General features: G+C 66.6%; 12 protein-coding genes and 1 pseudogene. 6 read left to right on the top strand and 7 right to left on the bottom strand.

Annotation, left to right across the window (positions count from 1 at the left end; all coding sequences use genetic code 11):
- Positions 1-13: 13 nt before the first annotated feature.
- Positions 14-925 (bottom strand): cation diffusion facilitator family transporter, encoded by a 912-nt coding sequence (locus tag AC4AMJ_RS15790; RefSeq protein ID WP_489900801.1) that lies wholly within the window; start codon positions 923-925, stop codon positions 14-16.
- Positions 926-1106: 181 nt separating this feature from the next.
- On the opposite strand from AC4AMJ_RS15790, the gene AC4AMJ_RS15795 reads away from it, so the two are divergent.
- The 4 genes from AC4AMJ_RS15795 to AC4AMJ_RS15810 are packed head-to-tail and all read left to right on the top strand — an operon-like array spanning position 1107 to position 4575.
- Positions 1107-2015, top strand: a complete 909-nt coding sequence (locus AC4AMJ_RS15795; protein ID WP_489900195.1) for an ABC transporter ATP-binding protein — start codon at positions 1107-1109, stop codon at positions 2013-2015.
- A 51-nt stretch (positions 2016-2066) separates the two neighbouring features.
- Positions 2067-2825 carry an ABC transporter permease gene (locus AC4AMJ_RS15800; protein WP_489913202.1) on the top strand — a complete coding sequence of 253 codons (759 nt, stop codon included), beginning with the start codon at positions 2067-2069 and terminating at the stop codon, positions 2823-2825.
- 20 nt (positions 2826-2845) lie between these two features.
- The gene (locus AC4AMJ_RS15805) at positions 2846-3964 is read left to right on the top strand and encodes a sensor histidine kinase (protein WP_489913204.1); all 1119 of its coding nucleotides are present in this window, start codon (positions 2846-2848) and stop codon (positions 3962-3964) included.
- A complete protein-coding gene (locus tag AC4AMJ_RS15810) occupies positions 3961-4575 on the top strand; it encodes a response regulator (protein WP_489900192.1) in 615 nt (204 codons plus the stop codon). Before AC4AMJ_RS15805 ends, AC4AMJ_RS15810 begins: the two co-directional genes overlap by 4 nt.
- A 13-nt stretch (positions 4576-4588) precedes the next feature.
- Here AC4AMJ_RS15810 and AC4AMJ_RS15815 read toward each other — a convergent pair whose 3' ends face one another.
- Together AC4AMJ_RS15815 and AC4AMJ_RS15820 are read right to left on the bottom strand one after the other, a co-directional pair.
- Entirely contained in the window at positions 4589-5092 is a 504-nt protein-coding gene (locus tag AC4AMJ_RS15815) for a mycothiol transferase (RefSeq protein WP_489913205.1), read from the bottom strand.
- Positions 5093-5141: 49 nt separating this feature from the next.
- Positions 5142-5927, bottom strand: a complete 786-nt coding sequence (locus AC4AMJ_RS15820) for an alpha/beta hydrolase family protein (RefSeq protein WP_489913207.1) — start codon at positions 5925-5927, stop codon at positions 5142-5144.
- A gap of 115 nt (positions 5928-6042) precedes the next feature.
- On the opposite strand from AC4AMJ_RS15820, the pseudogene AC4AMJ_RS15825 reads away from it, so the two are divergent.
- Positions 6043-7448, top strand: a pseudogene (locus AC4AMJ_RS15825) (YibE/F family protein).
- 58 nt (positions 7449-7506) lie between these two features.
- On the opposite strand, the gene AC4AMJ_RS15830 reads toward AC4AMJ_RS15825, so the two are convergent.
- On the bottom strand, positions 7507-8412 hold the full coding sequence (locus tag AC4AMJ_RS15830; RefSeq protein WP_489913209.1) for a serine hydrolase: 906 nt from the start codon (positions 8410-8412) through the stop codon (positions 7507-7509).
- 146 nt (positions 8413-8558) lie between these two features.
- Positions 8559-9266: a hypothetical protein gene (locus AC4AMJ_RS15835; RefSeq protein ID WP_489900187.1), complete on the bottom strand. Its 708-nt coding sequence runs from the start codon at positions 9264-9266 to the stop codon at positions 8559-8561.
- Here AC4AMJ_RS15835 and AC4AMJ_RS15840 point away from each other — a divergent pair.
- Positions 9265-9498, top strand: a complete 234-nt coding sequence (locus tag AC4AMJ_RS15840; protein WP_489913211.1) for a hypothetical protein — start codon at positions 9265-9267, stop codon at positions 9496-9498. The genes AC4AMJ_RS15835 and AC4AMJ_RS15840 overlap by 2 nt on opposite strands.
- Here the strand turns inward: AC4AMJ_RS15840 and AC4AMJ_RS15845 are convergent.
- Complete coding sequence (locus tag AC4AMJ_RS15845; protein ID WP_489913213.1) at positions 9492-10982, bottom strand: serine/threonine-protein kinase; 1491 nt, start codon at positions 10980-10982, stop codon at positions 9492-9494. The genes AC4AMJ_RS15840 and AC4AMJ_RS15845 overlap by 7 nt on opposite strands.
- Before the next feature lie 61 nt (positions 10983-11043).
- Positions 11044-11727, bottom strand: a complete 684-nt coding sequence (locus tag AC4AMJ_RS15850) for a TetR family transcriptional regulator (protein ID WP_489900184.1) — start codon at positions 11725-11727, stop codon at positions 11044-11046.
- Between the last annotated feature and the right edge of the window lie 20 nt (positions 11728-11747).

Raw genomic sequence — 11747 nt, forward strand, 5'->3', positions numbered from 1 at the left:
CGCCACCCCGGTCTCACAGCCGCAGCGACGGTTCGTCCGCGGTGGACAACGTGAGTACCGCCTCGACGATCGAATCGTGTTGCTCCAGCTGACTCTCCAGACGTCGAAGGCGGACCGCCAGATCGTGCTCGGCGAGATCACCGACGATGTCGACAGCCGCCACGAGGTAGTACTGCGTCGGACCGACGTACTCGACGTGCAGGTAGGTGATCCGTTCGATGTCCGGGTGATCGAGGATGCGCCGCAAAATGGCCTGCCGGGTCCGCGGCATCGCCGACTGGCCGAGCAGGAACTCTCCGTTCCGCTTGATCAGGAAGATCGCGATGAACCCGAGCAGAATGCCCACGAGGATCGACCCCATCGCATCCCAGACCGCCGAACCCGTGATCTCGTGCAGCGCCATGCCCAGTGCCGCGATGGCGAGGCCGGTCAGCGCCGCCGCATCCTCGGCGAACACCGCACGCAGCGTGGTGTTGGAGGTTCGATCGACGAACCGGAGCGGATGCATGGACAGGCGCCGGCCGCCCGCGTTGGCCTGCCGGATGGATTGGATGAACGAAATAGACTCCAGCACAGCAGATACCGCGAGAACCACGTAGCCGACGAGATAGTTGGCGTCCGGCTCCGGCTCGGTCAGCGCGGTGATACCGTGCATCACCGACACGGCGGCCCCGACGGAGAACAATCCGAATGCCGCGAACATCGACCAGATGTAGGTTTCGCGACCGTAGCCGAACGGATGGCGACGATCACGGCCGCGCGAGCCGCGACGTTCGGCGATGAGAAGAAACACCTCGTTGCCCGCGTCCGCCCAGGAATGCGCGGATTCGGCCACCATCGACGCCGATCCGGTGATGGCGGCGGCAATCGTCTTGGCCACTGCGACGAGGACGTTCATGGCGAACGCGATGACGACGGTCAGCATCGAGTCATTCGATGTGGCCGACTCGGAGTCCACCGGTGACCCGGCTGCCACCGATGATTCGGTGTCACGATCGCTCATCTCCCGATCGTCTCACGGTGACGACACCACCATGACATCCGTCATGGCGGATCGATGACATCTCCTCCGGGTTCGCCGGTCGATGTCCGCGCATCGTGGACACATGACATCGATCGCTGTTCGCGCACATGATCTCACCAAGACGTTTCGGGGTCCCGGCCACAGGGCCGTGGCCGCGGTGAACCGGCTCGACCTCACGCTCGCCCCGGGAGAGGTGGTCGCCTTCCTCGGACCCAACGGCGCCGGCAAGACCACGACCCTCGACATGATCCTGGGGATGTCGACGCCGGACAGCGGCACCATCGAGGTGTTCGGGATGGCCCCACAGCGAGCCGCTCGTTCGGGCCGCATCGCTGCGGTGATGCAGACCGGCGGCCTCCAACCCGACTTCACGGTCGAGGAAACGGTTCGGATCGTCGCTGCGCTGCACGGCCGCGACGCGGATGTCGACTCCGTGATGGCCCGCGCCGAACTGAGTCACCTCGCCGGGCGCATCGTCTCCCGATGCTCCGGCGGTGAGCAGCAGCGTCTCAAGTTCGCCCTGGCGCTGCTCCCCGACCCGGACCTCATCGTCCTCGACGAACCCACGGCCGGGATGGACGTCGAGTCACGCCGCGCGTTCTGGGCGACGATGCGGGCCGATGCCATGGGCGGCCGGACCGTTTTGTTCGCCACCCACTACCTCGAGGAGGCGGACGCGTTCGCCGACCGCATCGTGATGATCTCGGGTGGTCGGGTCGTCGCCGACGGGACCATCGGAGACATCCGGACGCGGGCCGGCGGTCGCGTGGTGTCGGCGGTCCTGGGCGACGACGATCTGTGCCGGGCCCTACGATCCGCACCGACCACCGTCGAGCTCGAGAAGCGCGGTGGACGGGTCTTTCTCGGCACCGACGACTCCGACGCACTCGCGCGATTCCTGCTGACCCACACCGCAGCCCGGGAGGTGGAGATCAGTACCCACAACCTCGAGGACGCCTTCCTCGCGCTCACCGCCCACGACGCCGCCTGACACCCGCGCTCGACCATCGATCTCGACCACGACCACGAAACGGAATCCACGATGACCACGGTTCTCTCCCCCACCTATTACGCGCTCGACGTCCGTCGGGTACTGCGCAACCGTCGCGCGATGATCTTCACGATCGCGGTACCCGCCCTGCTCTACCTCGTGTTCGGCGCGACGCAGGGCCATCGCGGCGACACGATCGGCTCGGGCGACGTGGCGTTCTACGTACTGGTCGGCATGGCCGTCTACGGAGCGATCCTCGCTGCCGCCACCAACGCGGCAGCAGTGTCCCTCGAGCAACAGAGTGGCTGGACACGCACCCTGCGCATGACACCGCTGAGGCCGCGCGGCTACGTCGCGACAAAGGTCGCCGTGGCCTTGACGATGGCAGCACTGCCCATCGTCGTACTGGCGATCGTCGGTCTGCTGTCCGGCGCGTCAGCGCCCACCGGCGTGTGGATCGGGTGCCTTGTCCTCGGCTGGATCGGTGCCGCCGTGTTCGCCGCGGTCGGGTTGACCGTCGGCAGCGCACTGAAGTCGGATGGGGCCATGCAGGCGCTGGGCGGCGTTCTGGCGCTGCTGGCCTTCGCCGGCAACGTGTTCGTGCCACTGCAGGGCACCATGCTGACCGTCTCCGAGTTCACCCCGATGTTCGGGGTCGTGTCCCTGGCGCGGTACCCGCTGACCCATGGGGTCACCGTCTACGGCGAAACGGTCCCGCTGGTGGTGTCCCTGATCAACATCGCCGTCTGGGGAACGATCTTCGCCGCGACGGCAGGCGTCTTCTACAGTCGCAGTACGGCCCGACGGTGAGCGAGGGAGGTGACGAGTCGATGTCCTACCCGCGCGGATGGTGGGCACCCTGGCGTGATCTGCGCTGGGCATTCGCCGCCGTCTGGCTGATCTTCCTCATCTATCCGTTCGTCGCGGTCGCCACGGGCAGCTTGTCGTCGACGCAGAGGGCATTCGGGTACGTCCTCATCGCCGCGTTCGCGGTTGTCTACGTCCTGGCCTGCGTCTATCTCATGATGGGGCGCGGAGACCACGTGGCACTGCGTTACCGACTGGGAGCATTCGCCGTCCTGACGGCCATCGGGGCCGGTCTCATACCGGTCATCGGTGGCGAAGCGTTCGGTATGACACCGTTCCTGATGGCGTTCGCGGTCTTCGCTCTGCCCGCCACCTACGCCGTCGTCACCGTCATCACGTTGATCGTCGCAGCGTTGCTCATCGGTGAATGGCTACCGGCCCACGCGGTCGATCCCGGCACCATCGTCGTGATGATCGCGGTCGGGGCGACGATGCTGGGTATACGCACCCTTCGAGCCCGCGAGATGGAACGCGACGCGGCCGAGGAACGGCAGCACGAACTCAACCGGCAGCTCTCGGTGGTGGCCGAACGCGAGCGGGTCGCACGCGATGTCCATGACATCCTCGGCCATTCGCTGACCGTCATCACTGTCAAGTCCGAACTCGCCCAACGCTTGATCGACATCGACCCGGATCGCGCGAAACGCGAACTGGCCGAGCTGAACAGCTTGTCGCGACACGCACTCGACGAGGTGCGTGCCACCGTCGGCAATCTGCGCTCGCCGGATCTGGCCACGACGCTGCCCGCAGTCCGCAGCGCGCTCGACGCCGCGGGGATCAGCGCGTCGGTGCCGACCGCGAGCACCGCCGACCCCGCTGTCGACGTGCTGTTCGCGTGGGTGTTGCGTGAGGCGGTGACCAATGTCGTCCGCCATTCCGCGGCAACCGAGTGCACAATCACCCTGGGCGACAACGCCATCGAGATCCATGACAACGGTAAGGGCATGAACGGCCAGGGCGCCGGGCGCACCGCGTTCGGCAACGGCCTACGGGGGCTGGCCGAACGGGTCGAGGATGCCGGGGGCACCTTCATCGTCGACTCCACCCTCGGCGGCACCACGGTCCGGGCGGTGATGAGGTGACCGAGACCATCCGGCTGCTCCTCGCCGATGACCAGGCACTGGTCCGCGGAGCGCTCGCAGCACTGTTGGAACTGGAAACGGATCTCGAGGTCGTCGCACAGGTCGGACGTGGCGACGAGGTCGTCGGGGCGGCACGTGAGAGCAACGCCGACGTCTGTCTGTTGGACATCGAGATGCCGGGAATGGACGGAATCGAGGTCGCCGCCGCGCTGCGCGCCGAACTCGCCGACGTGCGAAGCCTGATCGTCACGACCTTCGGGCGCCCCGGCTATCTGCGTCGCGCGATCGATGCGGGGGCATCCGGGTTCGTGGTCAAGGACACGCCGGCCTCACAGCTGGCCGACGCGGTCCGTCGTGTCCGGCAGGGCCTGCGGGTGATCGACCCGATGCTGGCAACCGAGAGCCTGACCAGCGGCGAGAACCCGTTGACGCCCCGCGAGACCGAGGTGCTGCGGGTCGCACTGACCGGCGCGACCGTCGCCACCATCGCCGCCCGGGTCCACCTGTCCCAGGGCACCGTGCGCAATCACCTCTCGTCGGCCATCGGCAAGACCGGGACCAGCACCCGCGCCGAGGCCGCGATGGTCGCACGCGAACGAGGGTGGATCTGAGTTCGGGTGTGTGTCAGCTCAACAGGCCGCGAACATAGGCGGCCTGGCCCACGTGCTGGGCGTCGTCGTCGAGGACGCTCACCAAGCGGACCCCGAGCGTCACCGGCGGATCCCAGTTCTCGTCGATCACCCGGTCCAGATCGCCGTCGGACAAGCCACCGAGGTACTCGAGCGTGACCGCGTGAGCGGCGTCGTAATAGTCGGCGAGCAGGGCCGGGTCGGTGACGACCACGAGGGCCACTTCCTCTGCCGACTGGCCGTATCCGGAGGTGGATGACGGAAACGGCAGGTCGAAGCGCCCGTAGTACCCGGACGACGTCCAGACCTCCTCGGTGCCGGCGACGTCGGCAACGTGCGAATCCTGCACCCGGGTGAGGTGCCAGATCAGCCAGGCGATGCTGTTGGCCTTCGGGCTGGGCCGATAGGTGAGTTGATCGGCCGTGACGCCGTCGAGGACCGCGTGCACATTCTCCGACACCCGACCGAAGCCGTCGATCAATACGTCGATGGATCGCATATCTCCACTTGTACTCCGATCTGCCCGCGCGGACAGCGGGTTTGGACTCCTACATGTACCGAGCGACCGCCGACGCGGCCAACGCAATCGCGTTGACCCGGCCGGAGCTGTTGTACCACTGGGCTTTTCCGTAAGCCGTTGTATGCTGGCCGTCGAACAGGTAGCCATGCAGCCAGGCCGGCGCCTCGGCATACGCCTGCCAGAACGCGGGCTCGAACCAGTGGGCCTGTACCTGCGTGGCCTGTTGCCCGTCGAGTTGGGCGAGCATGTCGTTGAACCAGGCCACGGCACCCTGTTGGGTCACCGAGAACTCGCGGATCTTGTCCGCGAACACCCGCCACGGCGAGTTGGCCGGCGCCGAGGTGATCCCGTCGACCGGGTTGGCGATCTCGTAGACGGCGATCCCGGTCGGCCATGGTCGGTGTTGGCCGTCGAGGCCGAACCCGAAGGACGGGAGACCGTAGGAGTAGCCCGCGCGTCGGCTCGGGTTCGCGATGTTGACCACCGCGAGCACCTCACAGTCGCCGAATGCACCGTTGGCCTTGGCAACCAGGAAGTCCGAGACCACCAGTGCGCCCAGGCTGTAACCGGACAGCACCGCCAGGTGCGGCGTGCGGCGAATCGCGGCGGCCAGGTTGACGACACCCTGGCGACGCGACTCCGCCTCCGAAACACCGGAGATGTCACCGTAGGGGTTGAAGCAGGCAATGGACGCCGGATAGTCGAGGTCGTCGTGGATCACACGATCACCGAGCAGTCCGGCCACCTGGTTGAGCATGTTGCCGGGGCGTCCGGGATGTTCGGCGGTGCCACACACCGTGATGTAGGTGATCACAATGTCCGATCCAATTCTGTGTCGGTCCCCGACCTCACCCTCGAACTCGAGGGTAGAGCAGTCATTGTCGTCACACATCGGAATCGTCGGTGCATCGACCACATAGGCTCACGGCGTGAGCCAACCGAATGACAAACGGCAGCGCGGACATTCCCACGGCGGACATTCCCACAACCTGTCCGAGATCCCCGCGGTCCTGTCGCCCTTCGCGCGATGGATCGTGATCGTGAGCCTCACCGTCATCGGCGTCGGGGTCGCCGTCGGCGCCGTGGTGTTGTGGCCTTCGGGTGGCGAGCACGCGATTCCGATGCAGTTCCGGTCCGCCGACGGCGGTTCGATCCGCACCGTCGACGGACAGGTGGTCGAGCAGGTGCGTGCAGATTGTCTGAATCCCTTGGCCGGAACCGTGCAGGACGGCGCCGGGTTCCAGATCGAAGGGGTGGCCGAGGACGGTCCGTGCATCCAGAGCACCGTGCGGTTGGGCAGTGGGCAGGACAAGGGCAGGCACACGTTGTTGGAGGTGCCGACCAACCGTGCGCAGTCTGGCACCGAACCCGGTGGCTCGCCCCCACCGCAGGAGTCACTCGACCAGCCACAGGCCGGCCAGCCGACATTGCATGTCGGCGACCGGATCAAGCTCGGTGTCGTGCCGGGACCGGACGGGAACCCGCGGTACACGTTCTTCGACTTCCAGCGAACGGTCCCGACCATGATCTGGGCGTTGCTGTTCATCGCAGCCGTCGTTCTCGTCGCCGCGTGGCGCGGCTTCCGGTCGATCATCGGCCTGGCGTTCGCGTTCCTCGTGCTGGGCGTGTTCACGCTGCCGGCCATCCTGGACGGCGAGTCGCCGGTCGCCGTTGCCGTGGTGTCGTCGGCCGCCATCCTCTTCGTCGTCCTCTATCTGGCCCATGGCGTGAGTCTGCGCACCAGTTCGGCTTTGTTGGGCACGTTGATGTCGTTGCTGCTGGCCGGGTTGTTGAGCTGGTTGGCGATCGACACCATGCACCTCACCGGCCTGTCGGGTGATCAGACCACCAATCTGCAGGTTTACCAGGGCAGTATCTCGATCAGCGGCCTCCTGCTCGCCGGCTTCATCATCGGCACCCTCGGCGTGCTGAACGATGTGACATCACACAGGCGTCGGCAGCCTTCGAACTGGCGGCCGCCGGGGAACCCACCCGGCTGGCGACATTTCGCGCCGCGATGCGCGTCGGCCGCGACCACATCGCCAGTACCGTGTACACGCTCGTGTTCGCCTATGCCGGCAGCGCGCTACCGCTCCTGCTGCTCTTCTCGGTGGCACAGCAGCCGTTCGGCAACCTGATCACCACCGACGCCGTGGCCGTCGAACTCGCGCGGTCCTTCGTCGGTGGCATCGCAATTGCACTGTCGGTGCCGTTGACCACCGTGATCGCGGCTGCGCTCGCGACGCCGAGCGGGGCACGCACGGCTGTGTCGTCGCCGTCGCCCGCACCGTCGAGCGAGCCTCGGGTGGGGCGCCACTCGAGGGGAGACGACTGACCTCTCGACACTGCCGCGTGGTCAGCGCTCCGACGCCGCTGCGGAGGTGTCGCGGTACTCAGCACCGTCCCATCGGAAGATCAGAGAGGTTGCGGCCCAGCCAATCTCCCACCTTGTTGAGCATCTTGGTACCGGAGGTGAACGAACCGCTGCGCGGCAGCGCCGCCATCGACACGGCCACCTGACCCCGTCTGGTCGTGACGATGCCGAGCTGGCGGACGAGATAGGCACCCGACGCAGAAGTGGCCGGTCCCCAACCACCCTTCACGGCTGCCACCGCCCCGTCACGCTGCCCCGTTTTCACAGCCCCCCACTGCTGGTTCGCCGCAACATCGCTCATCAGTCGAATCAGGTTCTCGCTGTCGGGCATACACGGCAGGTGTGCGCCAAAGCGGGCCTGGTCGGCCAACGCCCACGGCGTATACCCCGGATACGACGGCGGATCGTCGGCTTCCGACGTCACCTGGGTCTTGACGTCGTGGCCTTCACGCAGCACGTCGGTCACGGCATCGACAGAACTCTGGCCACCCCCGAGCGATCCCCAGAGCTCGCCCGCGGCTTCGTTGTCGGAGAACTTGATGGCCTTGTCCTCCTTCACGGCGACGGCGGCACCGTTCTTGCGTTGCGCGGCGAGTGAGACCGGGACCTTGAGGGTGGACCAGGCACGACCGGTCGGGAGATTGCCCATGGTGATCGGGCGATCCGAGCCGATCGGCACGATCGCCAGACCCACCTTCCCGGGCAGTGACCTACGCATCGACTTCTGCAACGATGCGAAGCTCTTGGTCAGCTTCTTCTCGGTCGGCACCGGCGGCTCGAACAACTTCGCGATCTCCGGCGGCAGGGGCGGAAGCTGCGGAGGCCACCACGACGGCGAGGCTGCGGTCGCGGTGGCCGTACCGAGCAGCACCGAGGCCGCGATCGACAGCGCGGTGAGCCGCACGATCCATTTCACACGTGTCACTTAGATCTCCCTGGTCACTTCTGTAACATTGACCCTAGGGCGTCCGCAGATCAACGACCAGCCGCGATGCCAACTTGTAGCCATAGAAAGCGACAAACCCGACATATCGTCTCTTGGCATGCCGGACGCGCAGCACGACCCGGGCGTCACGACCCGGCCCGGCACCGCCCCCTCGGCAGACGACCGATTCTCGTGTCCAGCCAGTCCGCGACCCTGTTCAGAGCGGCGATCCCGTCGGTCATCGAGCTGCCGACCGCGCTCATGACCAGTGCCGTGCCGCTGCCGTCGCGATAGGTGATGAGTCCGATCTGCCGGACGAGATAGCCACCGGCAACGCCCGGCCCCCAGCCGCCCTTGACCGCCGTTGCCACCGGTCGCGTCATCGTCTCGACGCCCCACTGCTGGTTGGCGGCAACCTCGCCCATCAGATCGACGACGTGTCGGGTACCGGGAAGGCAGGGCAGATGCGCGGTGAACGTCGCGGCATCCGGCAACGACCACACGGTTTGGCCGAACACGGTGAAACCCGGCCTCAATTGTTGCGTCGGCACATCGGTGTTCTCATCGCCGCCCTCGCGCAGGACCGCGGTCACCGCCGCCGACGCCTGATCGGCCGAGCCCAGCGACGCCCACAACTGCTCGGCGGAGGCATTGTCCGAATTGACGAGCGCCGCGGACTCCGCGGACGACGACCCGGTGGCCCGTTCCGCGGCCACGGCCAGCGGGACCTTGATGGTGGACCACGCGACCCGGGCGTCACTGTCGCCGACGGTGAGCGCCGCTACGGCGGTGCCCGCGACGGGTGCCACCGCGATACCGACAGGCATGCCGATGGACGCGGTCAGGCGACCCATGGCCGCTCCGAGAGATGCGTACGGCACCCGGGCCGCAGCGGTCGACGAGTGCGACACCAACGGCGAGGCCGGCAGCGACATCGACGGAGGTGTCGACGTGACCGTGATCGTCACCGGCGAGATCGCCGGTGTGCCATCCGTGACGTCGCAACCGGGCAGCACCATCAGCGCGACACACATGGTGCTGACCGAGACCAGCCTGTACCTCATGTCCCGGCGAGCCCCTCAGTAGATGTAGACGACGGCATCGTTACCGCCGCGACAGGCGACCAGGCCGCCTTCGGGGACGCATGCCATCTGGTAGGTGGTTCCGGTGACGGGGCTGTAGGCGACGATGACGCGCGACGCACCCATCGGCCCGGTGCGCAGGTATTCGTCGCGGACCGAGACGGCGAACGGGCAGCTGGTGATCGATGTTCCCGCCGCGACACCGACGCCACACTCCGACGAGCCCTGCGGCGGCGCGGTCACCGTCGTGGTCTCTGTCGGTCCGGCCCCCGCCTGAGGCGGCGTCACCACCTGGGTGACGGTCGGGGTCGTGGGTGTCGACGCGGCGCTGTCGTCTGATTGCCGTGCGAGCAACCAATAGCCGCCGAGGGCCAGCAAACCGATCAACGCCGCAGCGATCACGCCGACGAGCACCGGCAGCGCGATACTCCGGTTGTGCCGGGGCTGGGGCATGACCGGGTACGCGGGCGGCGGATACGCCGCAGGCGCAGGCCCGGGCGGGGGTGGCGGCCCCGCCCCGTACCAGGGCTGCGGCCCTCCGGGCGGCGCCGTGGGCGCCGACGCCGACACCGCGGAGTCCGCAAAGGGCGGAGCGGTGAGCATCGCCGTCGGCGTGACGCCCTCGACATTGCGGTTCTCTTCTCGAGCCCCGGGCACTTCGCCCTGCAATGCGCGTCGAGCGTCGACGGCGAGGGCCCTCGCCGAGTGATATCGGATTGCCGGGTCCCTGTGCAATCCGCGTTTGATCACCTCATCGAACGCGGTCGGGACGTCGTGCCGCGTCGCACTGAGCAACGGAGCGGGATCGATGATCGCTGCTTTGATCGCGGCACTGATCGTGTTCGCCGGATGGGGAACCTGGCCGGTCAGGCATTCGAAGAGGACACACGTCAGCGCATAGATGTCGGACGCCGGCGACACCGCATCGGAATCGAACAATTCCGGTGCCATGTATGCGACGGAACCGATTGTTGTGCCGGTTTGGGTCAAACGCAGGTCGGCGCCACTGTGCGCGATACCGAAATCGACGAGATAAGCGAAGTCGCCATCTGTCAGCAGAATGTTCTCCGGTTTCACATCACGGTGAACGAGGCCCTCGCGATGTGCCGCATCCAGAGCGGAGGCCACCTGCTCGACGATCGTCACCGCACGCGCAGGCTCGAGCGCACCGCTCTGCCGCAGTGCGCCACGTAGATTCGGACCCTCGACGAACCGCATGTCGATGTAGAGCAGTCCATCGATCTCGCCCCAATCGTGAATCGGGATGACATGTGGTTCACCCAACCTCGCCGCCGCATGCGATTCACGACGGAAACGCTCCTGATATACGGGGTCATCGGCCAGATTCGGCCTGAGCAATTTCAGCGCGACAACACGATTCTTCGCCGTGTCATACGCACGGAAAACCTCACCCATACCGCCGCGGCCCAGCAATTCCTCGAGCCGATAGGGCCCTATCCGACTGCCGATACCGCCGATATCCGACATGCAGATGAGCATATGAGTGACCGCCGAGACATTTCGGACAACGACCGAGAATTCGTCCGAATCACTCAGTCCGGGTGCGCCAGCGACCCATCCCGAGGAAAACCATCACCAACTGCCGTTCGGTGCGTTCCACGACCTCGTTTTCGGCGCCGCGGCCACGGTAGTCGTGGTCCAGGAGGTCGGCCACGGCGGTCAGCATGATGATCACGATGAGTTCGGCCGCGATCTCCAGATCCTCGGGGAGCCATCGCGCCAGATCGGGTAGCCGCGACAGGTCGATCGCGAGCTCTTTGGAGAACAACCGCAATTCGGTGTCGATCGCCCGCCTGATCTCTGCGATGCCGCCGTGCTGTTCACGAATCAGGAAACGGAACTGCGCTTCGTTGTCGTGCACGTGGCGCAACAGGATCGCCAGGGAGTTCTGCGCGGTCGGCAGCGCCTGTCGCGCAGCGAGATCGCGGCGCCCTTCCCGCAGGGTGCGACGTAACACCCGCATCGAGTCCTCGACCAGGGTGACACCGAGATCTTCCATCGACGCGAAATGACGATAGAAAGCGGTCGGCACGATACCCGCGCCGCGCGCCACCTCGCGCAGGCTGATGCTCGCGAAGCTGCGTTCGGCGACGAGTTCCATCGTTGCGTCCAGCAGGGCCTGCCGGGTCCGGTTCTTACGCTCCGCCCGACTCTCCGAATCACCCGGGCCACGCGGCGAGCGCGGGCGGCTGGAATGTCGGGACCTGGTCACGGTCCGAGTCTAGGTGGCGC

Source organism: Gordonia sp. LMA484 (assembly GCF_058129505.1).

Bases quoted from the DNA above. Each gene is read 5' to 3' on its own strand.
- AC4AMJ_RS15790 (WP_489900801.1), bottom strand. From the start codon at position 925: ATGCTGACCGTCGTCATCGCGTTCGCCATGAACGTCCTCGTCGCAGTG.
- AC4AMJ_RS15795 (WP_489900195.1), top strand. From the start codon at position 1,107: ATGACATCGATCGCTGTTCGCGCACATGATCTCACCAAGACGTTTCGG.
- AC4AMJ_RS15800 (WP_489913202.1), top strand. From the start codon at position 2,067: ATGACCACGGTTCTCTCCCCCACCTATTACGCGCTCGACGTCCGTCGG.
- AC4AMJ_RS15805 (WP_489913204.1), top strand. From the start codon at position 2,846: ATGTCCTACCCGCGCGGATGGTGGGCACCCTGGCGTGATCTGCGCTGG.
- AC4AMJ_RS15815 (WP_489913205.1), bottom strand. From the start codon at position 5,092: ATGCGATCCATCGACGTATTGATCGACGGCTTCGGTCGGGTGTCGGAG.
- AC4AMJ_RS15840 (WP_489913211.1), top strand. From the start codon at position 9,265: ATGGCCGCTCCGAGAGATGCGTACGGCACCCGGGCCGCAGCGGTCGAC.
- AC4AMJ_RS15835 (WP_489900187.1), bottom strand. From the start codon at position 9,266: ATGGGTCGCCTGACCGCGTCCATCGGCATGCCTGTCGGTATCGCGGTG.
- AC4AMJ_RS15845 (WP_489913213.1), bottom strand. From the start codon at position 10,982: ATGTCGGATATCGGCGGTATCGGCAGTCGGATAGGGCCCTATCGGCTC.